This is a genomic window from Streptomyces sp. NPDC058525 (assembly GCF_042719495.1).
Taxonomy (GTDB): Bacteria; Actinomycetota; Actinomycetes; order Streptomycetales; family Streptomycetaceae; genus Streptomyces.
The window spans coordinates 12,328-37,443 of record NZ_JBHXNP010000037.1; the positions used below are offsets into that span (position 1 = coordinate 12,328).

At 70.7% G+C, this 25,116-nt stretch carries 24 protein-coding genes; 13 read left to right on the forward strand and 11 right to left on the reverse strand.

The features are described 5' to 3' along the window. Positions 1 to 87: 87 nt before the first annotated feature. Positions 88 to 1,101, forward strand: coding sequence for an XRE family transcriptional regulator (locus ACFWP3_RS18710; RefSeq protein ID WP_384222250.1), 1,014 nt, complete (start codon positions 88 to 90; stop codon positions 1,099 to 1,101). A 46-nt stretch (positions 1,102 to 1,147) separates the two neighbouring features. Here ACFWP3_RS18710 and ACFWP3_RS18715 read toward each other — a convergent pair whose 3' ends face one another. The 4 genes from ACFWP3_RS18715 to ACFWP3_RS18730 form a co-directional block, all read right to left on the reverse strand. After that, positions 1,148 to 1,627, reverse strand: a complete 480-nt coding sequence (locus tag ACFWP3_RS18715) for an NUDIX domain-containing protein (protein ID WP_384222124.1) — start codon at positions 1,625 to 1,627, stop codon at positions 1,148 to 1,150. A gap of 357 nt (positions 1,628 to 1,984) precedes the next feature. Beyond that, complete coding sequence (locus tag ACFWP3_RS18720; protein WP_384222126.1) at positions 1,985 to 2,395, reverse strand: hypothetical protein; 411 nt, start codon at positions 2,393 to 2,395, stop codon at positions 1,985 to 1,987. Positions 2,396 to 2,713: 318 nt separating this feature from the next. Beyond that, complete coding sequence (locus ACFWP3_RS18725) at positions 2,714 to 3,181, reverse strand: hypothetical protein (RefSeq protein ID WP_384222129.1); 468 nt, start codon at positions 3,179 to 3,181, stop codon at positions 2,714 to 2,716. Between the two features lie 392 nt (positions 3,182 to 3,573). Further along, positions 3,574 to 4,263, reverse strand: a complete 690-nt coding sequence (locus tag ACFWP3_RS18730; protein WP_384222131.1) for a hypothetical protein — start codon at positions 4,261 to 4,263, stop codon at positions 3,574 to 3,576. A gap of 337 nt (positions 4,264 to 4,600) precedes the next feature. On the opposite strand from ACFWP3_RS18730, the gene ACFWP3_RS18735 reads away from it, so the two are divergent. The 5 genes from ACFWP3_RS18735 to ACFWP3_RS18755 all read left to right on the forward strand — a co-directional run bounded on the left by ACFWP3_RS18735 (position 4,601) and on the right by ACFWP3_RS18755 (position 11,256). Continuing rightward, positions 4,601 to 5,476: a radical SAM protein gene (locus ACFWP3_RS18735; protein WP_384222133.1), complete on the forward strand. Its 876-nt coding sequence runs from the start codon at positions 4,601 to 4,603 to the stop codon at positions 5,474 to 5,476. A gap of 43 nt (positions 5,477 to 5,519) precedes the next feature. After that, the gene (locus ACFWP3_RS18740) at positions 5,520 to 6,659 is read left to right on the forward strand and encodes a protein-L-isoaspartate(D-aspartate) O-methyltransferase (protein ID WP_384222253.1); all 1,140 of its coding nucleotides are present in this window, start codon (positions 5,520 to 5,522) and stop codon (positions 6,657 to 6,659) included. A 254-nt stretch (positions 6,660 to 6,913) separates the two neighbouring features. Then, complete coding sequence (locus tag ACFWP3_RS18745; protein ID WP_384222256.1) at positions 6,914 to 9,700, forward strand: DEAD/DEAH box helicase; 2,787 nt, start codon at positions 6,914 to 6,916, stop codon at positions 9,698 to 9,700. Positions 9,701 to 9,704: 4 nt separating this feature from the next. Further along, positions 9,705 to 10,658 (forward strand): hypothetical protein, encoded by a 954-nt coding sequence (locus ACFWP3_RS18750; RefSeq protein ID WP_384222135.1) that lies wholly within the window; start codon positions 9,705 to 9,707, stop codon positions 10,656 to 10,658. A gap of 226 nt (positions 10,659 to 10,884) precedes the next feature. Beyond that, complete coding sequence (locus ACFWP3_RS18755) at positions 10,885 to 11,256, forward strand: hypothetical protein (protein ID WP_384222138.1); 372 nt, start codon at positions 10,885 to 10,887, stop codon at positions 11,254 to 11,256. Between the two features lie 108 nt (positions 11,257 to 11,364). On the opposite strand, the gene ACFWP3_RS18760 is transcribed toward ACFWP3_RS18755, so the two are convergent. Further along, a complete protein-coding gene (locus ACFWP3_RS18760) occupies positions 11,365 to 12,381 on the reverse strand; it encodes a LuxR C-terminal-related transcriptional regulator (protein WP_384222141.1) in 1,017 nt (338 codons plus the stop codon). A 538-nt stretch (positions 12,382 to 12,919) separates the two neighbouring features. Here ACFWP3_RS18760 and ACFWP3_RS18765 point away from each other — a divergent pair. Beyond that, positions 12,920 to 13,756, forward strand: coding sequence for a hypothetical protein (locus ACFWP3_RS18765; protein WP_384222144.1), 837 nt, complete (start codon positions 12,920 to 12,922; stop codon positions 13,754 to 13,756). Positions 13,757 to 14,086: 330 nt separating this feature from the next. After that, positions 14,087 to 14,377: a hypothetical protein gene (locus tag ACFWP3_RS18770; protein WP_384222147.1), complete on the forward strand. Its 291-nt coding sequence runs from the start codon at positions 14,087 to 14,089 to the stop codon at positions 14,375 to 14,377. 10 nt (positions 14,378 to 14,387) lie between these two features. Here the strand turns inward: ACFWP3_RS18770 and ACFWP3_RS18775 are convergent, their stop codons facing one another. Continuing rightward, positions 14,388 to 14,780: a hypothetical protein gene (locus ACFWP3_RS18775; protein WP_384222149.1), complete on the reverse strand. Its 393-nt coding sequence runs from the start codon at positions 14,778 to 14,780 to the stop codon at positions 14,388 to 14,390. A 409-nt stretch (positions 14,781 to 15,189) separates the two neighbouring features. Here ACFWP3_RS18775 and ACFWP3_RS18780 point away from each other — a divergent pair, with 409 nt between their 5' ends. Next, positions 15,190 to 15,582 (forward strand): hypothetical protein, encoded by a 393-nt coding sequence (locus ACFWP3_RS18780; protein ID WP_384222152.1) that lies wholly within the window; start codon positions 15,190 to 15,192, stop codon positions 15,580 to 15,582. A 6-nt stretch (positions 15,583 to 15,588) separates the two neighbouring features. After that, entirely contained in the window at positions 15,589 to 16,821 is a 1,233-nt protein-coding gene (locus ACFWP3_RS18785) for a hypothetical protein (RefSeq protein ID WP_384222154.1), read from the forward strand. A gap of 121 nt (positions 16,822 to 16,942) precedes the next feature. Here the strand turns inward: ACFWP3_RS18785 and ACFWP3_RS18790 are convergent, their stop codons facing one another. Further along, on the reverse strand, positions 16,943 to 17,803 hold the full coding sequence (locus ACFWP3_RS18790; RefSeq protein WP_384222157.1) for a hypothetical protein: 861 nt from the start codon (positions 17,801 to 17,803) through the stop codon (positions 16,943 to 16,945). A gap of 192 nt (positions 17,804 to 17,995) precedes the next feature. On the opposite strand from ACFWP3_RS18790, the gene ACFWP3_RS18795 reads away from it, so the two are divergent. The 3 genes from ACFWP3_RS18795 (at position 17,996) to ACFWP3_RS18805 (ending at position 20,679) form a co-directional block, all read left to right on the forward strand. Continuing rightward, positions 17,996 to 18,280, forward strand: a complete 285-nt coding sequence (locus tag ACFWP3_RS18795; protein WP_384222160.1) for a hypothetical protein — start codon at positions 17,996 to 17,998, stop codon at positions 18,278 to 18,280. A gap of 240 nt (positions 18,281 to 18,520) precedes the next feature. Further along, the gene (locus tag ACFWP3_RS18800; protein ID WP_384222163.1) at positions 18,521 to 18,784 is read left to right on the forward strand and encodes a DUF6225 family protein; all 264 of its coding nucleotides are present in this window, start codon (positions 18,521 to 18,523) and stop codon (positions 18,782 to 18,784) included. A gap of 1,235 nt (positions 18,785 to 20,019) precedes the next feature. After that, positions 20,020 to 20,679, forward strand: a complete 660-nt coding sequence (locus ACFWP3_RS18805) for a hypothetical protein (protein WP_384222166.1) — start codon at positions 20,020 to 20,022, stop codon at positions 20,677 to 20,679. Between the two features lie 95 nt (positions 20,680 to 20,774). Here ACFWP3_RS18805 and ACFWP3_RS18810 read toward each other — a convergent pair whose 3' ends face one another. From ACFWP3_RS18810 to ACFWP3_RS18825, 4 genes are all read right to left on the reverse strand, one after another. Continuing rightward, positions 20,775 to 21,572: a hypothetical protein gene (locus tag ACFWP3_RS18810; protein ID WP_384222169.1), complete on the reverse strand. Its 798-nt coding sequence runs from the start codon at positions 21,570 to 21,572 to the stop codon at positions 20,775 to 20,777. Between the two features lie 104 nt (positions 21,573 to 21,676). Further along, entirely contained in the window at positions 21,677 to 22,777 is a 1,101-nt protein-coding gene (locus tag ACFWP3_RS18815; protein WP_384222172.1) for a hypothetical protein, read from the reverse strand. A 148-nt stretch (positions 22,778 to 22,925) separates the two neighbouring features. Further along, positions 22,926 to 24,392 carry a hypothetical protein gene (locus ACFWP3_RS18820; protein WP_384222174.1) on the reverse strand — a complete coding sequence of 489 codons (1,467 nt, stop codon included), beginning with the start codon at positions 24,390 to 24,392 and terminating at the stop codon, positions 22,926 to 22,928. Beyond that, complete coding sequence (locus tag ACFWP3_RS18825; protein ID WP_384222177.1) at positions 24,389 to 24,622, reverse strand: hypothetical protein; 234 nt, start codon at positions 24,620 to 24,622, stop codon at positions 24,389 to 24,391. Before ACFWP3_RS18825 ends, ACFWP3_RS18820 begins: the two co-directional genes overlap by 4 nt. Positions 24,623 to 25,116: the final 494 nt, after the last annotated feature.

Below are 25,116 nucleotides of genomic sequence, written 5' to 3' on the forward strand. Positions count from 1 at the left end.
CCTGAGCAGGTCAGCGGGTTCCCTGTTCCTGCGGACCCGGTGATCGCTAGCGTGGGGACCTTACCGATGTCGGACGAGGAGGACGCGATGCGTCGCAGGAACCTGCTGGGGGCGCTCGCCGCCGGGGCGTCAGCCGTCATCGGCACGGGGGCCACGGCAGCGGCCTCGGCCGCCGCGGTCCCGGACCTCGACGACGTGCTGTTCCGACTTCCAAACGCCGCCCCCGCGTCGCTGCGGGTGCTGGCCTCCAAGACTGCCTCCGCGCGCGAGGCGTTCACCACCGCCCGCTACAACGACCTCGGCACCTATCTGCCCGGCCTGTTGGCCACCGCCGAAGCGACCAGGAACGCGACCGCGGGTCAGGCCCGCCAGCAGGCCAGTGCGATCCTCGCCCGCGCCTACGTCCTGGCCTCGGAACTCGCCGCGAAACAACACTCCGACGCCGCATGGGTCGCTGCCGATCGCGCTCTGGCCGCCGCACGGGCCAGCGCCATGCCCATCCCCATCGGGGAAGCCGCCAGGGTGCTGGCCATCACCATGCGCCGGTCCGGCAGGTGCTCCTCCGCGGTCCGCTTCCTCACCACCGAAGCCTCCGCGCTCGACCCCGCCGAAGAGCGCACCGGAGCCGTACGGACGACGCTGCTGCTCACCGCGGCGTACTCGGCAGCCTCCGGCGGGGACCGGGCCACCGCGCTCGCTCTGCTCGACGAGGCCGATGAGACTGTCGAGCGCCGCCCGCAGGCCCCCGGCGGGCTCTTCACCGTCGAGGCCACCAAGGCTCAGGCCGCCGTCTACCGCATCGGCGTCCACAACACCCTCGGCACCCCTGACGAAGGTGTCGAGATCGCGCGGGGCCTGGACATCGGCCTTATGCCGAGCCCTGAACGCCGCGCCCGCGCCTGGACCGACACGGCCCGCATGTGGCACGCACTCGGCAACGGCCAGCAGGCGTTCGCTGCTCTGCGCCGCGTCGAGGAGGAGGCGGCCCAGGAGGTGTGTCGGCCGGCGGTGCGGGCGTTGACGTCGAGCCTGATCTACGGCCCGGCACGCGTGCAGGGCCTGCGAGAGTTCGCTGTTCGCACGGGGGCCGTTCCCGCCTGAGCGGCCCGACGCCTCCCTGGTGTCGACGGGCTAGTTCGGTGCGCGGTCACGGGGCAGCGAAATAGGCCTGCGGCTCGTCCTTCTCGACGAGCGCGATGAGTTCCCGCATCCGCTCGGTCATCGGCGGCAGGGCGTCCAGCGCGAACCAAGCGACTTCGACGGACTCGTCATCACAGACCCGGGGCGACTGACCCGCCTCTGCCGGGCGGCAGGCAAACACGATCTCCAGGTACTGTGCCAGGTCACCGTTGCCGTGCCGCACCTGCGGGGAAGACGTCACCGCCACCAGGCGCTCCACGACCACCTGTACTCCGGTCTCCTCCGCCACCTCCCGCACCACCCCGGCGGCCGCCGCTTCGCCGGGCTCCAGGATCCCGCTCAACGGCGTCCACAGCCCCACGGCAAACCGACGCTGCAGGAGCACCCGCTGGTCCTCGTCGACGACAACCCCGACCACCCCAGGCAACCACAACAGGAAATCGGGACCGACCACATTCCGCAGATCTGATACAAAATCAGGAATCATGACCCCACCCTAGGACGCGAAGAGGGCCAGCGTGTGACCGTCAGCGATAGTTGGCGAATGTCAGCGCCGGATGGCGAGGCGCGGCATTCGGCGTCATGACCTGGGGATTCGCCGACGACAGGCGCTCCGATGGCGCTGAGTCGCCAACTATCGCTACCCGCCTTCGCCAACTACCACCGACCAGAAGTGCCGTGACCAGCGCAGATGCGGTGCTCGCCTCGCCAACTATCGCTGACGGTCACACAGCGGCGGGCATTCAGAACACTCCCCCGCACGCCGCCGCCGGCCTGCCGGGGCCGACGAGAACCACGCGCGTCGCGGGCGTCCGGGCGGCGGCCGGGCAGGGATTTGTGCGCATCAGGCCCGGCCCGGCTCTTCGGCGGCGCGCCGTGGGGTACGGCCGATCTGGCCTTGTACGAGGGTGACTTCGGGGTCGCCGTATGCGGTGCGTACGCCGGAGAAGGTGTAGCCGGAGGCTTCGCCGAGCTCGTGGAGGGAGTAGCGGCGCGCGGGGTGGAACTCCCGGGCGTAGGCCAGGAGGGTGCGGATGCGGCGGTCTGCCGCTTCCTTGAGCGCCTGCTCCTTCTGGAGGGCCACGATGAGCGGGTCGGTGTCGGTGCCGAAGGCGGTGGCTTCGAGGTCGTCGGCGTACTTCTTGCGCTTGCGGTCCACGTCCTCGCGCACGTCGGCAAGGATGTCGTCCGGGTCGGGGGTGCCCGGTTCGGGCATCGGGTGGATCAGGGCGGCGAGTTCAAGAATCGGATGCATGTTGCGATCATCGCAATAGATTGCGATGATCGCAACCACTGGGGTCGGGTTTCAGGCCGTCGCAGCCACTGATGGTGCTGGAGTGGATGGAGACCGCCCCGTTCGTTCTGCGCGGCCGGTAGAGCTGGAGACCGTCCTGCTGGACGGCCACGAGTTCGCGTGTGGCCGCGTATCCGCTTCCGCCGATGAGCAGCCGGCAACGGCAGCGGGGCCGGGCAGGGTGATCCTGCACGGCCCCGCTGTCGTTGTAGGTCAGCCGAGGTCGAGTGTCTCCTGTGCGAAGTCGGCCAGGGCCGGAGGGTACTGGGGTGACGGCGTCTAGTAAGCCTCTTCGGCCGCGGCCCCTATGGCCAGGATTTCCCCGAAGCTGGGGATCGTGAGGGCAGCGACCACTCCGATCAGCGCCGACATGGAGAAGGTCGCGTCATCGAGTACCGCAGCGGACAGCTGGAGGCCGGCGAGAACCGCGCCGGCTCCCCACATGAAGATGCGTTGCCCCAGTCCCGCCCGTCCTGCGCTGTTCGTCAGGCTGTAGGGGACGACGGCAAGGGCTCCCAGGAGTGCCAGAAGCACGGACAACATGAACGCTGCCATGCCCTCCCAGGATCGGTAGTGCGCCAGGGTGTACGTGAAGAGGCAGGCGAAGACGAAGGCTGACAGCAGGGTCCCCACGACGCCCACAGGGCTGTTGAGGCTGTCGATCTCGTCGGATTGCCATGAGTGAATCGGGTGCGCGCCCTTGGCCGGCGACGAGCTACTGGCGTCATCGGAGCTGGATACGGTCACGGAGGCCATTTTCCCTTCGGGTGGCTACGTCGATCTCTGCGGCGTCTGGAGAGGGTTCATGGGGCGAGGTGGGGGCTGTGTGTGCACCACCGCGATCGAGCGATCGCGGTACGCAGCGCAGTCACGAGGAGTGCAGCAGCTCGCTTTGGCCCGTGGGGAGGAACTCGGTAGGCAGGCTTCATTGCCCTGCCGTCGGGAGCGACATCCTTGTGCGCGACACGTGTCGCGGCGGTGGCGAAGGCCTGCCGCCGGCGATGGAGCCAGGGCCGGGGCACTCTCAAGATCGGCGAGCTCCCGGTCTTCGGCCCGGTCCGGCGACTTCTGTTTCGCCGTCCGGGCGCGCCAGATGGTGGTGACGTCCTGCGGCGACCGCTCCTGCGGAGCGCAGCGGGTCAGCTTGGGACCCGGGCGAGGAGCAGCTCCCAGGCCTCTGCGAGGCCCTCTCCATGGTCGAACTTGAGGTCGAGGCAGTACAGGTCGTCGGAGTACTGCTCCGCCCACAGCAGGCGTCCTGCCTCTTCCAGGAGGGCGGCATCGGCTCCTCTCGTGGCCGTCCCTGCGGGGAAGACCAGCAGGAAATCACCACTGGCCGCCCGGCCGGTCACCGAGGAGATCACGCAAGCAGCGGTGACGGGGTCATTCCAGGGTGCCGACAGGGAGAGCTGGTCGAAGACGAGCACACTGCGGGATCCGAATTCCCTCAGCCCCACTGCTTCATCGCTCAGCAGCTGCTCGGCGACCACGGCGCAGGATCCTCCCCATGCGGACAGCCGGGAGCGAAGCTCGGCCAGATGCTCGTCCTGCTCGGGGAACCAGTCCTGCTCCGCCGCTGCCGCCAGGTCGATGGAGGGCACGCCTTCCATGACGGAGCACGTCTCGCCCCACTCATCGGTCTCGTCCTGCCGGGCGCCCCCGTACAGTCCGCGGACGGCTCGCAGGCTCCCTACGGGGTCCCCGTCAGCCTGTATCTGCACCTGCCAGAGGTCCAGCCCGGAACCGTCGACGAGCGGAGCGGTGTGCTCGACGCGCAGCGTCAGGCGGGTGGGGTCCGTACTGGTCCCGTCGGCCGGCTGGTTGGTCATGGTGTCGGCTCCCTATCGCGGTGCGCCCGTCCATCGGGGCAGCGAGCCGAGACTAGGCCGGTGCTGGCCCCAGGCTGCCCGATCTGGCCTCCTCACCGTGGGCCCTCCCGCCGGGCGGGCAACAACATCGTCCGGCGGACCGCGGGGCGGGACGTCGGCTTACCACCAAGGCCGGCTGGGACGCCTGGGTGGGGAGGCCCTCGCGGGCCCGGCGACGAGCTGGTCATCGCTGAGCCCGCGCAGGGACAAGCCCCGCGACCGAGGAGCCCGGCTGCGCCGCCGAGTCAAGTAGCGTCAACAGCGGACGGGTTGACGGCACGCGGCCTACGATCGCGTCATGACGATTGCTCCGGAGGCGCCCACCACCACGCTGCGGTTCCTGGCGCTGGAGATCACCGGCCGCTGCCAGCTCACATGCCCCGCGCTCTGCTACGCGGGCTCGGGGCCGACCCGGGACCACGGCAGCATGACCGAGGAGGACTGGAACCGGACCATCGACGAAGCCGCCACCCTCGGCGCCAAGGACATCCAGCTCATCGGAGGCGAACCCACCCTCCATCCAGCGTTCGCTCGGATGCTGCAGCGGGCCGTCGACGCAGGACTCCGCGTCCGGGTCTACAGCAATCTCCTCCAGATCCGCAGCGACCACTGGCGGCTGTTCGAGCACCCCAACGTGCGCCTGGCAACGACGTACCACAGCAGCCTCGCGGCCGAGCACGACGCGGTCACCGGCCGGACCGGTTCACACAAGGCGACGCGCGCCAACATCGCCGAGGCCGTCAGGCGCGGCATCAGGCTGAAGGTCGCCGTCCTCGACAGGGGTGACCACGAGCGCGCTGAACGGGCCCGCGCCGAGATGCAAGCCCTCGGCGTCCACGAGGTCCACGTCAGCGACGTGCGGGCCGTCGGTAACGCCGCGGGCACAGCGATCCCCTCCACCGCGTCGCTGTGCGGGCGGTGCGGGGGCCAGAAGGCGGCCGTCCTTCCGAACGGGAACGTGTCGGTGTGCGAGATGGGGCGATTCCTCACCGCGGGCAGCGTCAAGAACACGAGCCTGGCGTCGGTGCTGGCCAGCGACCGGTGGGCCGAGGTGACCGCGAGCATCCCGCGTCGCGCCGGGGCGGCCCTGTGCCCTCCCGACTGCGCGCCGAATGACGACAGCGCGTGCGGACCGGACAACTCCGGGCCGTGCGGGCCGGCCGACGATTCCTGACCTTCGACCGAGCGGACACGGAAGGACGCGCAGGGACTTGGACCTGGACTGGGAGATCCACGCACGCCGTCTTGCCGACGGGCACCTTCGGCCGGAGTCACCGTGGTGGAAGCCGATCGCCTCCACTCCCCGGCACCTGTTCGTGCCGAACTGGTGGGAGCGTGGCACAGGCGGCCGGGTGGCCCGCAACGGGCCTGCCGACCCCTCGGCCTGGTTCAAGGCTGCCTACCGCAACCAGACGCTCGTGACCCGGATCGGCGCCGATCACGCCGACCGGGTCCAGCCGGGCACGGTGGTGCCGTACGGCAGGTGGCCGACCTCGTCCTCGACCCTGCCCAGCCTGATGGCCACCATGTACCGGCACGCGATGCTCGCAGACGGCTCCCGCACCCTGGTGACCACCGGCACCGGGTACGGCACCGCCCTCGCCTGCAGACGCCTGGGCGACGACCAGCTCGTGACGAGCGTGGACGTCGACCCCTACCTCGTGGAGGTCGCGACCGACCGGCTGGCCGGCATCGGCCTGCACCCGCGCACCGGCGTCTGCGACATCACCCAGACGCTGCCCGCCGACGTCGACCGCATCGTGTCCACCGTCTCAGTCCGGCCCGTGCCCGCTTCGTGGCTAACCGCGCTGCGCCCCGGGGGCCGGCTGGTCACCACCATCACTGGCACCGCGATAATCCTCGTCGCCGACAAGACGCCGGACGGCGGCGCCCGCGGTTTCATCTCCTCCGACCAGGCCACCTTCATGCGCACCCGCCACGGCGACGACTACGACGACGCCGTGGCGGCCGCCGAGGTATGGAAGGCCGCGGACGAGGACGGGGAGAGATCCGTCAGCCGCTACCCGCTCACCTACGTCCCGGACTCCTGGGCCGTGCAGGCCACCCTGGAGCTGGAAGCGCCCGGCATCGAACACCGCACCGAGCAGCACGAAGACGGCGGCCGCACCGTGTGGATGGCCCACCCCGACGGCTCCTGGGCCCGCGCCAGCACCACGAAAGCCCGGGACCTGCCGACGGTCCACCAAGGCGGCTCCCGCCGCCTGTGGGACCTGCTGACCGGCATCCTCGACCGCCTCATCATCGGCGGGGAGCTGCCAGTGACCGGGGCCCGCGTCACAATCACTCCCGACGGACAGACCACGCTGTCCCGCGGCCGGTGGTCAACCACCCTGTAGACGCCGCTGGCCGGTTGCTGCCCTTGCCCGAGATACCGCTCTGCCCGTTCCCAACTCGGCAGTTGACCGTCGTGCAGCGCCGGATACCCGCTCGCATAGCCTTCCGGCCACACCATTCACTCGTTCGGACGTAATCGCCGCCGGGGCGCGGGGGGTGCCGGCAGGTACTGCCAGGCTGGGAAAGGCGCTGGTGGCGCAACATGGAAGAAGGGAAAGGGTCGTTGGGTCGGTATCAGCTCACGGACTACCCGGCGATGTTCGTACCCGCGGATCCGCCGCGCGATGGCCGCTTCGTGTTCTGGCGTCCGGCCGCGGCGATGGGCCCGGCCGACCAGCTCGCCGTGCCGCCCCAGGCACGGCTCAGTGAGCACGGCACCACCGTTGTGCGCTGGTCCGGCGGCAAGGCCAAGACCGGGAGCGTCCCGTACTACAGCCTCGGGCTGGAAGATGCCTGGCCGCTGCTGGTGCACTGCCGAACCCATGACCACGGACACGAGGCGTGCCGGTTCTGGGGTGCCGCAGCCCTGACGGCGCTGCAACTGGTGGCCGACGGCCGGCTGGCTCCGACGCTCACCGCGCGCGGGTACGACGCGTGGAAGACCACCGATCCCGAGCCGTGGCAGAACCAGCTCGACGCACTGCTGGCGGCCATGCCGCCGGAAGCACACGCACGCGCGCTCTCGCACTCTTCCCCGGGCCGTGGGCCGACCATGAGCGACCCCGGTCATCTGCTGTCCGCGTATCTCGACGCGATGGCTGACTTCCTGCCCCGCTCCCCCGGCGCGGTGGTGGTCACCGGCCGGGCCGCGTTCGCCGACCGTCCCGCCCGGCACGTACCGCACCTGCGGCTGGCCGGCCCCCGCATGGCCGGCCAGGCCGCGCTCGGCGTACGGCTGTCGTTGCGGCTGGAGCTCGACGCCGACGACAGTGAGACCGCGGTCCGCGCGGTCGTCCAGGTCCACGACGCCGCCGGCGGGCACCGGGTCGAGGACGCCGAATCCCTGTGGCGTGCCGTGCCCGCGCCCGGAACACCGGACGCCACCCGGCAGATGGAGTCCCTGCTCGCCCTGCGCCGCGCCGCCCGCACCTGGCCGCCGCTCGCCCGCCTCCTCGACGACCCGGGACGGTGCGGGGCTCTGGAACTGGACGAGACCGAGATCGACGAGCTGCTCGGCGATGCGGTCGCGCGCCTGGCCCGGGCGGACTGCGCCGTCCACTGGCCCCGCGACATGGTCCGCGCCCTGACCGGGCGCACCGTCATCGCCCCGCGCCCCGAGGCTGTCGCGCCCAACCGCCTCTTCGGCCCGGAGCAGCTGCTGGAGTTCCAGTGGCGCGCCGCCGTGGACGACGACGATCTGACGGACGCCGAGATGGACGTCCTCGCGGAGGCCCGCAGGCCGTTCGTACGGCTGCGCAACCGCTGGGTGCGCGTCGATGCAGCCCTGCTGCGGCGTGTCCGCGAACGCCGCCTCGGGCAGGTCAGCGCCGGCGAGGCCCTGGTCTGCGCGTTGACCGGCGCCGCACAGATCGGCGAGGAGCGCGTCGAGGTCCATCCCACCGGCTGGCTGGCCGACCTGCGCACCTCTCTGACCGGCGCCGCGGACACCGAGGTGGCGGCGCCGGCCGGGCTCAAGACGGAACTGCGCCACTACCAGCGCCGCGGGCTCGCCTGGCTCCACCATCTGACCACCGGACCGGTTGGTGGCGGAGTCTTGGCGGATGACATGGGCCTGGGCAAGACGCTCATGCTGATCGCTCTGCACCTGCTGAACCAGGAGAGTGCGGCCACCGCCGGGCCGACGCTGGTGGTGTGTCCGGCCACCATGCTCGGTGCGTGGGAGCGGGAGATCGCGCGCTTCGCCCCCACCGTGCCGGTCCGCCGCTTCCACGGTCCCGCCCGCAGCCTCGAGCTCCTGCCCACCGACGCGATCGTCCTGACCACCTACGCCACCTTGCGCCGCTCCACCGACCGCCTCGCCCACACCCCGTGGTCGCTCCTGGCAGCGGATGAGGCCCAGGCGGTCAAGAACGCCCTATCAGGCGCCGCCGGGGTGCTGCGGGAGATCGACAGCCGCAGCAGGGTCGCGCTGACCGGCACCCCCATGGAGAACTCCCTCGCGGACCTGTGGGCGCTGCTGGACTGGGCGACCAGCGGCCTGCTCGGCTCATGGCCCGCGTTCCGCGAGCACTTCGCCCGCCCGATCGAGGCCGGCCGCGACACGGCGGCCGCCGCCCGCCTCGCCGCGCTGATCTCCCCGCTGGTCCTGCGCCGCAGGAAGACCGACCCCGGCATCGCCCCCGAACTGCCGCCCAAGACCGACACGGACGCGTTCGTGCCGCTCAGCCGCGAGCAGGCCGCCCTGTACGAGGCTGTCACGCGCGAGGCCCTGCAGCAGATCCGGGCAGCTGACGGCATCAACAGGCGCGGCCTGGTGCTGAAGCTGCTCACCTCGCTGCGGCAGATCTGCAACCACCCGGCCCAGTACCTCAAGGAATCCGATCCGGTCATCGCGGGGCGCTCCGGAAAGATCGACCTCCTGGACACCCTCCTGGATCAGATCCTCGCCGAGGGGCAGTCCGTGCTGGTGTTCAGCCAGTACACGCAGGTACTCGACTTGCTGGCCAGCCACCTCAACCGGCGCGGCATCCCTCACCAGGTACTGACCGGGAAGACTCCCACCGGACAGCGTGATCAGCTCGTTCAGCGGTTCCAGGACGGTGAGTTCCCCGTCTTCCTGCTCTCGCTGCGTGCGGCCGGCAGTGGCCTGACACTGACTCGCGCGGAGCACGTCCTGCAGATCGACCAGTGGTGGAACCCGGCTGTGATGGACCAGGCCGCAGACCGCGCCTACCGCATCGGACAGACCCGGCCGGTCCAGATCCACCGCTTCGTCGCCGAAGGCACCCTGGAGGAGAAAGTCCTCCAGCTCCTGGCCGCCAAACGGGAAACCGCCAACATGGTCCTGGGCGCCGAACAGCTGGGCCTGACCGAGCTGGGCGATGACCAGCTCGCCGACCTTGTCGCGCTTCGGAGGCACTGAACCGATGGTCCTCTTCCACACCTACAACGAGCTCCACGGCACCGTCTACGTGCACCGCCCGACCACCGTCACCGCCGGGGACGATCACCGTGTCCGCGAGGCCTGGTACGGGGAGCTGATGCAGCAGCGCCGCGACGAGCAGCGCATGAACGCCGGGATGCCGTTCGTCGAGACGATCACCGACCTGACCGTGTGGCCTGGTCGGCTCGACGGCCTCATTCCCGTCGAGGATGTGCAGCCCGCCCATCCCGGCGCTGGCTACGCCCGCTCGCGCACACTCGACGTGTTCTGGCCCCGCCTGCCGGGCGAGAAGTGGCTCCTGCTCGCCGCCGCCACCCGCCCCCACGCCCACCACCTCGCCGCCTCCACCAGCCACGACGCGATGCTCCACATCATCGACCTCGCCTTCAGCCTTGGTGTGAGCCTGCTCCCCACGCTCAGCGAGATCAGCAACTCCGACTGCCCCTGTCGCAGCCGCAAGAGCGTCTGCGACCACATCGCCGCCCTCATCGAGTGCTACGCCCGGACCCTGGACCACGAGCCCCTCACCCTGCTTCTGCTGGGCGGATGTGCCCCCACCGACTTCTTCGCCCTGGTGGACGACCCCGAGCACCCCAGCGCACAGCCGTACCACCGGCCCGAGAGCCTCCCGACTCCCGCGGCGGACGCCCGCGATCTCTACTACCGGCGCCAATGGCACGCCGCTCCGCCCCTCCCGGCCCTACCCAGGCCGTCGCCCGAGCCAACGGGCTCCGCGTCACTGCCCGACCTTGGTGATCCCGGCTACCAAGTCCTGGCCCGCGGTGCTGCCACCCGCGCGGCTGATCTGCTGAGCCAGGCCCTGCGCCGCCGCCGCAACCCGCTCGTCGACCCAGTTGGACAGCTGACGCCCGAGCAGGACGCGACCAGGCTGGAGGCCTTCCGGAACCCCGGCAAAGCAGCGGCGCCTCGCGGCTGATCGTCCTGGCCGCATGGTGACAGGACGTCGTTCAACTCCGGGTTGCTGAGTAGCCGTCGGACGGAAGCGGGCCGGATGCCCTCCTCATCCTTCCGGACTGACAGCACTCGCACCGACACTGATTCCGGTGCGAGTTCGCATCGTCACGATCGGCGAGGCCAAAGCGGCTCAGGCCGGTTCCACGATTCGCCCCCGGCCGCCGTGCGGCCCTGCCTACATTCGTGCCGTGGTCGTCTACCAACCTGAAATCCTGGGCCAGTGCTGCTCGCTCGGCACCGTCTTACAGGGGTCGTTCGAGCGGGCACGTGAGCGGTTCGCGGCCGGGTCCGGGGACGCGGAGGATCCGGAGCAGCCCGGCATCACTGCGGCGATGATGCTCGTGGCCCTGGTCAATTTGTGCGACCACCGGATCGACGTGCACGAAGCGGATCCCGGTCCTGTCCGCGGGTGTGCCGTCTGCACGCGCTTCGAGCTTCCCCTCCCGGCTGGCATCGGAGCCCGCGGCCCTCGCCTTGATCCGGCCGCCTGGACGTACGAGCGACGAGTCCATCACGTCGCCCATGTAGTGGCGCCCCACGTCGTACGGGTCGTCTCGTAGGAACGTGGTGCCCGACCCGGCGGGCAGCTGCGGCACCGGCCTTCGGGCATCTTGAAGCGCCGGGCAGCGAGCGTCACCGCTCTGCGCCGGTTCACCGTCGTGTGCCGTCTACGAGAGCAGCCGTTCCGGTGAGGTCGCCCACCAGTGGGTCAGCTGGGGCACTGTCTTGAAGCCGAGCGCGGTCCTGAGCTTCGAGACGTGCACAGTCACCGTCCGCTCACTCACCCCGAGATCCTTCCCGATCTGGTCGTAGCCTCGGCCGGCGACGATGCTGCGCAAGATCGTGCGTTGGAGCTTCGTCGTCTTGTGCTCTGCCCCTGCGCCCCCAGCGTGCCCGGCGTGCCCGTCCTTCGCGTCGGGCAGCCACGGATCTGCCCGCTCCCATCCCGTGTAGAAGTACAGCGCCAGCACCTCGCAGACTGCCCGGTCCTGGCTGTACCAGGCAGTCTTCGGGATCAGGACGCCCTCTTCGTCGAAGGCCTCGAAGAAGGCGTGCGCCCGATCAACGAGGATCAGCCGGGGGAAGCTCTCACTCAGGGTCCGAACCTCCGCGCCAGCAGCCGTCACATCGGCAACCCACTGGCTCTGAACCACATTGCTGCGCTCACTGGCCCGGTAGATCGTACGAACCGTCACACCGCGCTTCGCGGGCTCCATATGCCGGCTCAGAGCCCCTTTGAGGACCTTCGTCGGCCGGAATCCCGGCTGGGCAGTGAGGATCTCGCGCCGGGCGCCCATCGTGGTACGGATCATCTCGGCATTCACGGCGTCCACGCTGCGCAGGTGTACGGAAGCAGCCGGACTGAGGGATTCGCCGTGTCGCTGCTGTTCCGCTTCGAGCTCTCGTACGAAGGCGGGAATCTGGGCGAACTCCTCAACTGTGGCGGTCAGGCTCCTGAGCACGCTCGCGTGGAGCTGAGTCTCCAGGTAACGCGGGGGCGCTGGAACGTAGATCCCGTGGTGGAAGGGGTTGGCAACCAGGACCCCCCTGGCCAGAAGACTGCTGAGGCCGGGCTCGTCTTCCTGGAGGAGCTCGCCTCGAAGCGCCCGTCGGTAAGTCTCCGTCTCGACGTCGCACATCCGGGTCGGAGTCGTTCCAGCATAAGGTATTTCCTGGTCTGTCACGAATTCCCCCCTCACCTTCCTGAAGCACAGGTGAACTCAGTATCCAGAAGGCTGGCCGCGTTCGGAAATCAGATTGATCTCACCCCCGCACCTCCCACCACCTGCGACGCACGAAATGTCAGGTGTTCCCATTTCCGTTGGATACGGCGGTCCAAACGGTGACGGCTGCGTTCCTGGCGGGCTGCTGGGAGCTGTTCGTCCGGGCGCAGAGGACTGCCGTGCGGCGGACGGATCCCCCAGGAAGGACTCGGGGGGCAGGCGGCTTCCCGCCTGCCGGGCAATCCGGGTGCTGGGCCGGTTCGAGGAGCCGGCGGTGCATCAGGTTGGACGGCACCGGCCTCTCCACAGGAATGAGCTCTCCATGTCCGACACTTCCCTGCGTCGCTCCCGCGCATCGCGGGCCGTTGCTGTCGGCGCCGTGGTCGCAGCCTGCCTGACGCTGGCTTCCGCCTGCGGGGGACCCTCGGGCAGAACCGGAGAGCCGACTGCTGCTCCTCCCAGTTCCAGCGCCCCGGCGGCTCCTGTTGGCGTGGTGACCGTGGCTGAGGCGAACGCCATCGTCGACCACTACCAGGACGTCAACAACCGGGCGAACGCAGCACGGGACGCGGAGCTTATTTCCAGCGTGGAGGCCGGCCAGCTGTACGCGCGGAGCAAGGCTCAGTACGAGCAGTACGGCACGCTCAGCGAGAAGGATAAGCAGGAGTACGACAAGCCCTTCTATTTCACACAGCGGAATTTCTACATACCCGAGGGGGGAAACTGGTTCGCGGCTGAAGCCATCACCGAGGGGACCTCGCGCCAACTCATGGTCTTCGAGAAGTCCCCCGACACGGCGAACACGTGGAAGAAGGTTGCCGCAAACTACCCGGAGAAGCCCATGCCGGCCGTGGAGGTCAAACAGGGCCTCGCTCTCACGGCCGACGCGGGCACGGCGGTGGGACCGTTGGCGCCGAGCAAGGCGGGCGCGGCGGTCGAGGACCTCTTCGCAACGGGCGGGGCGAGGGAAGGCGCGCAGCTCTCCCATGAGAACGAGAGCGCGAAGAGCATCCTCAAGAAGTACGCCGAGCGCGGCTCCAATCTGGGCCCGCAGGCACAGGTTTCCTTCCGGCCTGTCCCCCCGGGCAGCAGCAGGGTCTACGCGCTGCGGACCGAGAGCGGCGTTGTGGCGATCGTGCCCTTGGCGCACACCCAGGACAGCCGCGTGACCGATCCCAGCCTCTTGATCACCCCCGGACCTCAGGAACGGGTGTACAACAAGACGTCCCGCCCCGTGGTGGTCAGCACGTTTCAGGGCACGGGCGTCGTGCTCCTGAGCAATGCCGGACCGGCGACGCTCCTCGACTACCGGTACGAGCTGACCGGCTCCAGCTGACGGCAGCCGCCGCAAGGTCATGTCGCAGGCCCTCGTGATGAGCCGTGTCAGTGATTCTCCGGGCCGCCTGGGCCCATGTCGGTTCCGCGGGCTGGCAGGCTCGTTGAGATCAGGAGCCGAGTGCAAGTCGCTGGAGGAGCCGACGTGGGCAAGCGTGAGAAGGGCCGCAGGCACCGCCGTGTGAACCGGACGCCTCGGCCGGTGAGCAGGTCCGGCGCGGACCGGGCCGCCCAGAGGTCGCCCTCGGTCGCGGGTAATCCGGCCCCGGGTTCGGACGGCTCGGGCAGCACGGCGTTGCCCTCGCAGGGGAGGGCCACCTCTGACGGTCCGGTGCACGAGCCGGAGGCGTCGGTCTTCGCGAGCAAAGCGGACGGAGGCCTCGGCCAGCCCGCGCAGCGCACGTGGAGCGCGCTGAAGGCCGCCGGGCGGGAGATCGTGGTGGAGGAGCTCTGCCAGGCGGCTGGGTTCGCGCAGCGCACGGTGGCCAAGCACCTGGAGGGCCTGGCCGGGCATGGTCTGGCCGTCCAGGGGGCGGGCGGCGGCTGGACGGCCGCCGGCGTCGTTCAAGGGCTGCCGGAACCGCGCCCTGGGGACCCCGCCCTGGCAGCGTCCGTGCCGTAGGCGGGCGCCGTTACTCCGCGACGCAGCGGGCGGCCAGCAGCTGCGACTTGCGGTGGGCGCAGGACGGGCACGCGCATGCGTCTGACTCGACGTGCTCCCCGAGGGCTTGGCACTGGAGGCAGGCGCAGTAGGCGGGCTCTCCCGGGGCCCGCACGTGCCCCGGAGGCAGGGGGCGGGGCGCCGGCCAGGCCCCTGGGATGTGGGCCGGATCGCGGTAGCCCTCGGGGGTGGGGGCGGGTGCTGCGGGGGCGGGGCTGATCAGGACTCGCATGTACGCTCCCAGATCGCCCTCTTCGCGCATGGCCGTGATGTCGTCGGACTCGGCCGTGAGCATGAGCTGTGTCCCGTGGATACCGCCCGTGGCGTGGGGTTCGGGGTTCTTCTTCTTGCGGGCTGGTGACACCCTCGCCCTCCCCACGGCCTCGTTCCTGTACGCCACGAGACTGCGTCGGTGGCATCGGCCGTGGGCGAGGGAGAGGGAAGCTGTTCCGCCAGGCGGGAGCGGGGGCCTCCCGGGGTGGTCCACCGGTCCGCCCGACGGGACACGGTTCACGGCCGCCTGTCGCTGCGGCCCTCTTCGGCGGATAGCCGGGCGCGCGGTCGTTTCCCGTCTGGCGGAACGCGCGGCACGGTCGGGATGCCTGGGCCTGGCATCCGGTGGCCGACGTCGCGCCGCCTGGCCCGAAAGCGCGGCAGACTCACCTCGGAGCGGCCACGGCACCCTGCGAGACTGACTGCGGGGGCGCAGGTCGTCGCCCCCTTTGGGTAACCCGGCCCGAAGGGGGCGGGGTTGGACGATCGCAGGAGCAGTGATGAGTGACATGCCCTCGCCCGGTCCGGCGTTCACGGAGGTGAAGCTGACCGGCCCCGCCGTTGAGGTGGCCCGGCTGATGCAGCTGCTCAGTGGCGCGGCAGAGGTGATCTTCGGACCCATCACGCAGCCCCACCGTGCGGGAGAGGTCTCGTGCACCGCTCAGCTGGTCGCCCATCCCTCCCCCGGGCCTGTGTCTGACGGGCAGAGCGCATTGCTGACCGTGCAGGTAGGGCTTGAGGTCGAGCCGGGCGCGATTGCGGGTCTACCGGCTGCGGCAGCTTCGGAGCAGGTGGAGAAGGCGGTGGCCGCTGCGGTGTCGACGCTGCCGGGCGTCCGGGGAGCCAGCGGCCGCCTCGTCGCCGCGGTGGGGCTGCCCACAACGCGGGAGTAGGCCGCTATGGCGGGGGCCGAGGCGCAGCTCGACAACGCGGGAACCGCCCTGTGGCTGACCGACTGGTATACCGATGCCTACCCTGGGTGGACGCCCCGGCGTGTGCTGGCGCTGGTGGGCGGCGTGCAGGCCGGGCGGCTGGACTTCCTGGTCCACCCGGACGGACAGGCTCTGTCGGTGTGGATGCTGAAGGTCGAGCCGGGGTTCCAGCGTCGCAACCTGGCCTCCGTGATGATGGACGCGCTGTACGCGGCGCACCCGACGGCGTGGATCGACCACGGCGGCAGGACCCAGGACGGGGCACGCTGGTGGAACCGGTATGCCGCACCTGCCCCGGAGCGCAACATCCACAACCGGCCGCCGGAGGAGTGGGCCCGCTACTTCGATGCCCCCGTGGTGATGGCGCAACGGGCCCGCAACGCCTACCAGAACAGGGTGAACGGGCTGGACGGGCACGGCGCGGCCGAGTACCGGTACGGGGAGCGGCTGGAGGTGCTGGGGGCCCAGTGGGCGTCGGCGTACCGGCAAGCCCGGGCGCAGGGGCCGGACCCGGCGGCCGCTGAACTGCACGGTGGGCTCCGGCTGGTGCTGCCGGACGAGCTGCGCCGGGTGATGAACGACGAGCGGCGGGACGCGGGCGAGCGGGCCGAGCAGCTACTGGACCACATTGGGCACGGCAGCCTCCCGTACGCCGCCGGCTGGCACACCACTTTGAGGGCCGCGTTCGAGGACATGGCGCACGAGCAGGTCTTCGATCCGGCGCCTGCGGAAGAGGCCACTCACGTCGCGTTCCGGGTTCGGCTGGCGCCCGGCCAGGAGGCGCCGCGGCACGATCTGCGGGCGACCTGGGTCTCCTACACCGACTCGCCGGGAATCGAGGTGGAGCTGACCGGCATGTCCTGGCGATCTCCGCAGACACCGTGGGCCACGCACACCGCCGAGTTCGACCAGCCGATCGATGCGGCCATCGCGCCCGAGTACTGGGGCCAGGCCAGTGCGCAGTACGCGGCGCGGTTCGACGAGATCGGTGAGCTGCGGCCGGGCCAGAGACCGCGCCGGGCCGGGGACGGTGATCCGCTCGCGGGCCGGGAGGCGGACATCGCGGCCATGGCCGCCAGGCTCCAGGAGGCAAGCCGCCAGCGCGTCGCCGCCTCCTTGCCTGCGCCGGCTCGGGAGGTGTTCGAGAGCCTGCGGGCGCCCCAGCAGACCCCGTCACCCCAGTCACCTCGACTGCGGTAGGGCGACAGCATGCACAGGCGCACGCCCGGGGCGAGGACCTTGTCGACGGCCGGCTCCGCTGCGGGGCGGACTGCTTCGGGACGGCGGCGCAGCTTCGGCCGGCTCGGGCAGGCTGTCGCGTCTATTCGGTCTCGCTGCTGATCCGGTGCAGCAGGGCGGCCGCCAGGGCATTGAGGGTGACGGCATCGGCTCGGGTCCATGCGGCCGAGGCGATGGCGCCGTCGTTGTGCTGGGGCCCGCTGGCCTGGCTGAAGGCCGCCTGGATGATGTCGGCGTAGCCGTCGGCCTGCGCGGCGATTCGGTCCTGGAGAAGCCCGTACCGGTCGGCCTGGTCCTGGTCATCCCGCTTCTTGGTGCCGCCTGCGGGCCAGACACCCAGGGCCCGCATCAGCGTCAGGGCGAGGCGGGTCTCGCGGATCGCGTCCATGTACTCGCCTGCCGTGATCTGCCGGTCCGCGGTGCGCAGATGCTCGGCGGCCTTCCGGATCGGGCCGGATGCCATCGGCAGCGGGACGGTGATGGTGAACGAGGCGGTCAGGCCCACGCTCTCGAGCTGCCGCTCCCAGGTGCTCGCGGCGACCTGCTGGGTCTCCTGCAAGTGGGCGACGGGGTGCGCGGTGCTCTGCGGCAGGGAGCCCTGCAGGTCCACGACCACAGAGAGGTCGCGGCCGTCGCGGTGCTCTTCCAAGGCGAGGAGCTGGGCGGAGGTGACGGGGACGACGAGTTCGACTGCCACGGTGGAGGCCTTGGTGCGCAGCGGTACGAGGGTGGGCAGGATGGAGCCGATCCAGCCGATGCCTTCGGCCGCGCGGAGTTCACCGGCAAGCGCGAGGTGGTTGACGCCGTCGGCGACATGGAGCGGCTCGGCTTCCATGCGGACGGCCAGGCGGTGCGCGCCCAGGCCGGGCAGCAGTCCCAGGGCCGGGGCGCCGTGCTGCTCGGGCGCCCGCAGCCTGAGGCAGGTGCCGTCCTCGAATTTCATGTCCGCAACCATCGGGCCGCCTCCTGTCGTTCCGGGTGATTGTCCGCCGCCGAGCTGCTCGCGCGCCGGTGAATTCCAGGACTGGCGCGGTGGCGTTGCGTCATGCAAGGGGTCTGCGGCCCGAGCAGCGATGTCAGTACCCGATGGCATGGTTGGCCCCGATACGGAACACCTTCGGGCTTGGAGGCCACGGTGCAGGATGAGGGCAAGCTGATCCTCGCGTACGCGATGGAAGGCAGCGAACACGCGGCGTGGGTACTGCACCGCGTCGGCGACAGCGATCACACCGCCGTGATGGAGGACAGGCTGGACGCCGACGCGGAGGACTCCGCCAAGGCATGGGCGTCCGAACTCCTGGAGAGCTGGGGCCACGACGTGGACGGCCTTGCGTGGACGGCACGCCGCTCTCATCCGTCGGCACAGGTGGACTACTGGCTCGTGCGCCTGCCGGGCGAGGACGGGACGGACGGCGAGTAAGGCCAACCACGCGCGGCGCAGGCAGTCAGGCGCGCGCGGAACCCGCACTGGTCTGGAAACGACTGTGGGACCCGGATCTCACTCGGCGGGCCCCACGGGACCAGAAACCCTGGCCATCGGCCCTGCCAGCGTACGGCCTGGCCGCCGCGGGCGCCGAGGCGACCCGGCTTCGGAGCTGATGAGCTGCTCTCACCGGCGCGGCGCGCCATGACCGGGCTGTGGGCGCCCTAGCCTCTGGCCATGGCTGAGATGTTCGATCACGTGCCGCAGGTGTGGACGGCAGGGCAGCTGCGGAACGCTCTCACCGCAGTTCCCGACGAGACCCCAATCCATGTCGGGGTGGCTGACGGGCCGGGTGACTTCGTCGGCGGGTACGAGGAGTTCGTGCTGGTCAACGCCGAGCCCGTGGAGCTGGCAGACGGCAGCAAGACAGTCCCGCCTCAGGTCCGGTTCACCCTCTTCGCCGACGCCGCTGCGGGTGCGTACTACCTCGACGTGGAGTAGTCCTGGGCGGTGCTACTGGCCAGGCGTCCGCCCGCCGGGGGCCTGGTGCTGGTGGGCTGCGGCCTGCCGCTGGTCGTGCCGAGCGACAGCAGGGGGTCGGGAAGGCTCCGCCGCACTTTCCTGGTCGCCTCGGAGCAGACGGTCGCGCGCCTCTGTGGCCCGCTGGTCGGCCGCACGCTGAACGGCTGATGCCCTCTCCTCTGCCTGAGCGAGAAGCTGACCGGTGTCCGCGTGCATGGCCGCCTCGAGGTCGGCAAGGTCGAAGTACTCGACATTGTCCGGGACCTCCGGGGCCGGGCTGTCGGCAGTCCGCTGGTTCAGCTGGGCGATCAAGCGCTGTTTGCGCTCGACGTGCTCGGTGAGGTCGATTCTGTCGCCTCCGGCTGTCCCTTGGCGTGTCAGGCGTCCGTCGCGCTGCCCCTCCGGCGGCGGGACGTAGGTGGGGGTGAACGTCTGGGCCCAGCGGGTGGAGGCTTTGTTCGCGGCGGCGATGAACGACGGCTGGTCCAGTCGGTAGGCGGTGCCGGCGAGGCTGTCGAGGCTGGGGTCGCTGTAGTCGTGGCGGGGCCACCAGGAGGTGGTCAGCGGCTCGCGCCAGTTCGAGCAGAGGCTCGCGGGCGATCGGGTCCCTGAGCAGATCGGCGTGGACGGCCAGGACGCTGCCGGGGGCGGGAGGCGGCTGGAGCGCGGCGTCCCGGGCGGAGATGACTGTGCACTGCACGCCGGGCTGGAGCGCGGCGATCGCCGCGCGGGTTTCCTCGTGCAGGACCACTGACTCCACGATGGTCAGCGGGGATCCGTTGCGGGCCGCGAGAGCAGCTGCCGCCGCGACGAGCGTCTCCCGTCCGCCCATGCCCTGCTCGTAGGTGATGAGTCCGCCGCCGTCCTCGACGAGCGCCTCGACAGTCTGCGCGATCAGGGGGGTGCGCAGCATGCTGGTGTCCAAGAGTCCTCCCGCTGCCAGTGGTTGGGGTGCCGGGCCCCTCGAGGCAGCGTAGGGCCGGCGGTGGGCTCCGGCGCGGTCCGGCAGCGACACCTCCCGTGGGGTGGGACGCGGGCCCGCTGGGCGTTGCGTGGTGCGGGAAGTCTGCTCGCGGCCGCGGGGGTGGTGTCGGCGCCGTGCGGCCGGGGCGGGCCCGTGAGGCGGGACGCGGAGTGAGCCACTGGATGCTTCGTGCCCGCGGGGCGGGAGGAGTAATGGCGGGCGCGGGCTGGGCTGGGGCGCGGTGCCCACGATGGCCGCGACCCAGTGGTTCTCCGTGTTCGGATGGCAGGAAGCGATGACGATGCAGCGCAGTGTTCGGTCCCGGCGGTACCGCCCCCTGGTGGCGGCGGCTCTCCTTGGCGGTCTGGCTCTCGCGGTGGGGTGTGGCCCCACTGCGGGCGGCTCGCCGGGCGGGGCCGCGAAGAGCGCCCGGCCCGGCGGCGCGGCAGGGGCGCAGGAGCTCGTGCTCGGCCAGCCCAGCCAGGAGGAGCAGGAGATCACCCGGTGGGGCACGACGGGCAAGTTCCTGATCACTCCGCAGAGGGTCGTGGAGGGCAAGCCGGAGGATCTGCAGGGGCTGGGTGAGGACGGCAAGTTCGCGGGCCAGAAGGTGGCGTGGGTGTACGTGGAGGCCCGGCACGTGGGCGGGGAGCCGGTCAAAGGCCCGATGGTCATGACGAACATCGGCGCGGAGACGACCGACGGCATCAAGGCGACCCGGCTGCTGGTCTTCGGGGACCTGAGCAGCCGTCCGGCGGACTGCACGGATGAGGACCTGGAGTCGGTCTTCAAGGAGGGCGAGAGCCGGAGCATGTGCGCGCCGTACCTGATCCCCGCGGGCGCGAAGGTGGGGAAGGTGACCTACTCCCAGGGCTACTACAAGGACCCGCTGGCGTGGCAGGTGCCGTAGCTGCCGCGGTCCGGTCCGGCGGCGTGGTCCTGCCGAGGCCGGGGCGCGGCAGTTGATGTCACGGCAGGCGCGGCCCGGGCGCCTGCCGTGACAGGTTAGGCGGCGGGATGAGGGGCGATGAGATCGAGCAGTGCCGGGGTGTCGGCGGAGATCCTGCGGTACGACACCAGGGCCTGGCCGGCTCGGCGCCGGTAGGCGGCGGACTGCGCCGGGTCCGGGATGGTCTCCGGCAGGTGCACGGCCTTGTCGAGGACGGCCAGCGTGGTCAGGAGCGTGGCCGTGGTGCCCAAGAGGCTCTGTGCGATGGGGTCGAGGATCTCGGGGAGGAGCCCAGGCCGCTGAGGATCCTCCGGGGTGGCCATCGCGACGTGCGGGAGGTCGCTGCCGGCCTCGGGTCGGTAGCGGCCGTTGTGGTCCAGGGCGAAGTGGAAGGCGGCAAGGGGCGAGAAGAGCTTGCCCCTGCCCCATTCGGTCGAGAAGTAGGCCTCCATGGCGTACCCGTGCTCGGTCGGGCGGCTGGTGACGAGCCAGCCGATGGCTGTGACCGGTCCCAGCGAGTTGAGCTTTTGGGCTTCGATGAACGTGAGCTGGTGCCGGGGAAGAACGGATTGGTGGCGCAGGCGTGCGAACAGCTCCGGTGCCGGGGTACGGGAGACCTTGTCGTGGACCGCTTCGGCGGCGACGACGCGGGCACCGTGGAGTTCGCGTACGGACAAGCCGGTGCCGCCGGGCCGGACCTGGCGGGCCAGACGCGCCGCTTCCGGGGAGGCCAGCAGCCTGCGGACTCTCATCGCTCGGGGGCTGTCGTCACCGGTTGCCTGCACGGTCTGCAGGAAGTCGTAAAGCGAGGGCGGCTGGGGCTGGGCGAGTTGCCGGTCGAACAGACGCGTCATGGGGGCCTCTTTGTGGTCAGGCATGCCTGGGGTCAGGACCGTGCTGCGTGTGCGGGGCCAGCCGGGTGCGGGGGTGCCGCACCCGGCGCGGCGGTTGGGCTGGATCAGACGGATCCGTCGCCGGTGATGTGCTGGGGGGCGAGGCCGCCCAGCAGCTGCTGAGACAGGGCGCCCGGGTCGATCTGGGCGGCTTGGTCGGGAGCGGTGGCCTGTTCGCCCTTGCCGACGCGAAGCACCAGGGCGAACTTGTTGCTCTTGGCCGTGTCAGCGAGCGGGGCGAGGTCCACCGATACCGTGCTCAGGGCACCGTTCTTGATGGCGAAGTCGGCGGTGACGGGCTTGTCCGGGGCGTCCTTGAGGTCCTGGCTGGTCGGCAGGTTGGCGCCTGGCGGGAGGTCTCCCGCCAGCGGGCGGAGTTCGTCGACCAGGCCGGTGAGCAGGGTCTTGAAGGAGGCGGTGGCGGTGATGTGGTCGGCGCCGTCCTTGGTTCCGGTGTCCTTGAGCTGAACCTCGCGGGTGATCAGGTCCTGCAGGCCCTTGATGGCCTTCTTCTTCCGGGCGTCGGCGGCGGGGTCGCTGGAGGGGCCGGTGTCCTTGCCCGGGGCATCCTTGGTGAGGCTGTCGGCGGGCATCTTCACCCAGCCGCCGCCGAGGATCTCCTTGAGCGCGGTGGCGTCCGGGGGCAGCTGGCTGGGAGCGGGGAGCTTGCTGCCGGCGGCCTTCTCGAGCGCCTTCACCCCGGCGCGCAGGTAGGCCCAGTCGCCGACCTGGCGGTACTCCAGCAGGTCGCCGTCCGGGCCGGAGACCTTCACCGCCATGCCGGTGATGTCGGTGTCGGAGGAGTCCTGGAGCGGCTTCTTCGACTGCACGGAGACTGACACACGGGCGCCGGCCAGGAGCTGGGCGACCTGGTCGGGCATCTCCTTGCCGGGGGCGGAGCCGGAGTCCAGCTTCTTGAGGGTGGCGGCGTCGGTGTCGAGGCCGAGTTCGAGGGAGATGGCCTTCTGTCGGCCGAGCTTGTCGACGGACTGGTCGAGCTTCTGCGCGGCGGTGAGGTTCTCGGCGGTGCCGCAGGCGGCGGTGCCCGCGAGGACGGCGGCGGCGACAGCGGTGGCGGCGAGGGTCTTGCGTATGGCGGGAATGTCGGTCTCCGGAAGGTGGGTAGGGTGCGGCGGTCGCTGGCCGCTGGACGTTGCGCATGACACCGGCTTGGCCCAAGGTCCTTGCGGGTACGTGCTGTTGAAGGCATCCCGCCGAGCGGGCGGGGTTGTTGCGGTGGCCCCCCGGAAACGCCGCGGGGCGCAGGAGGCTGCAGGTGCCCGCGGGCCCCGTGGCGCGGCTGGCGCTGGGGGGTCAGCTGGAGGGGGCGCGGAACATGAAGACGCCGGGGCCGGGACTTGAGCCGGTGGTGATCGTGGCGAGGCTGCCGGAGGCGTAGTCGATGATCGCGGAGCTCAGCATGAACAGGCTGTCGGGTGCCTTGACGGTGCTGATCTTGGTGCGGTCGCCGGTCTTGGCCGAGTAGGCGTAGAGCTCCATGTCGGAGATGCTCTTGCCGCCGAGGACGTAGACGGTGTCGTCGTCCGCGCCGGCGAAGCGGGGCTGTGCGGCCTCGCCGACGGGGCGGGTCCAGCGGTGGGCTCCGGTGGCCAGGTCGAAGGCGGCGACCTGGGTGGGGGCGCCGTCCATGCTCAGGCTGTCGCCGGCGGCGACGTAGGCGGTGGTGTCGGTGAGCTGGATGTTGTACCTCTCCGCCCGGCCCAGCAGGTTGAACTGGCTGATGGTCGCGGGCCCGTCCTGTGTGGCCAGCTTGATGCGCCGGGCGACGGCGCCCTCGCGGGTGAAGGTCACCAGCTCGGGCGGTGTGGTGTGGTCGAAGGATTCCGGGCGGACCAGTGCGGTCATGGGTGCGGCCGAGACCAGGTCGATGCTCCCGTCCTTGGGCGTGGGCATCGGTTCGGGCGTGGCGGAGAGCTGCTTGCCGTTCGCGTCGAGGGTGGCGATGTCGTAGCTCCAGGTGGCGCCGTGCTCGGTGCCGAGCAGGACGGCGATGCGGTCGGGGCCGATGGCCATGTCCCAGTTCAGGACGTAGGTGTCGGGCCGGACGCCGGGGTTCTTCCAGGTCCAGGCGGTGGTCTTGTCGGAGCGCAGGCCCACGACGGTGTTGCCGGTCATGACGGCGAGGACGTCACCGGTGAAGCCGAGGCGGGTGGTGTCGTCGGTCAGCGGCTTGCCCCCCAAGAGCTCGGCGCTGACGGTGGTCGTCCACCGGGCGGTGTTGTGGTTGCGGGTGTCGATGAGCGTGATGTGGTCGCAGGTGGCCTTGGCGCTGTCGGGGTCGCCCTTGAGCCAGGCGAGCGCGCCCAGGCCGTCCTTGCTCAGGCCGTCGCTCATGCCGCAGGGGCTCATCCCGGGCTCGGGCGGCTCGATGGTGCCCAACTGCTTTCCGGTGACCGGGTCGAGGACGGTGATGCCGGTGCCGCGGCCGACGTAGAGCGCGGTGTCGGTGCGCCAGCTGCCCAGCAGCTTGGTACGCAGGAGGTCACCGGTGACCGGCGCGCTCTTCCATGCCTGTTCGAGGATCGAGGGCGCGAACGGGCCCTTCGGGGCTTTCGCCTTCGTGCTCGGTGCCGCCGTGGACTTCTTCTTGCTGCCGGAGCCGGGGGCGGTGTTGCTCGCGCAGGCCGTGAGCGCGGCAGCGAGGACGACTGCGCCCAGGCCTGCGGCGAGGGCCCGGCGCCCGCCGCGGCGGCGTGCGCTCCTCCGGGCCTGGCCGGCACCGGGGGCCAGCCGGGGGTTGTCGTGGGAGCGGGTGGTCATCGGGGCGCGCCTTCCTGCTGCTTGATGCTGTCGTTCACGCGAAGGCCCTCGGCCGCGGCCCGGCGCAGGGTCCGCACCGCGCGACGCATCCAGCCGGGACGGGCGGCGCGGCGGGCACGGCGCTGGCGGCGGCGCTCCGCAGCCGCGGCCGCGACGAGGCGCTGATGGCCGGCGACGCGCAGCCGCTCCTGCATCTCGGCCTGGATGGCTTCGGGGGTGTGGTGAATCAAGAGGAGGGCTTTCCGATCGGGTCCGAGGCGCCTTTGGCACTGTCCTTCACGGCGAGTGTGCTCAGAGGTGTGCCGACCGGGAGCCCTGGCGGCCCCCTCGTCCCGTCAGGCGGGACGAGGGGGCGGGTTGATGTACTTCCGGTTGCGCAGGGCGGGAACGGGAGCGGGCCGGGCACCGGTTGGGGCAGGCCGGATCTTGCTCTCGATGGGCGCCGGTTCCGGCGGTGTCTCGGGCCGGGCGGTGGCATTTGATCTTGATTGCCCGGGTGACGGTCATCCACTTGCCGACTGACCGCAACCTGCCTTCCAGGAGAGCCCACCGGCATCCAGTTGCCGCTTTTCCTGCGGATTGAAGTATTTTGACCTGCCGGTTCCTCATCCCCGCAGGACTTGTGTGCTCATCTACCGCGTGTTGTTTGACCAGACATGCGTTTCTGGAGTTAAGTGACGCGCAGCTTCAGGTGGCAGAGGGTCACTCACTCTCGGGCCTGTTC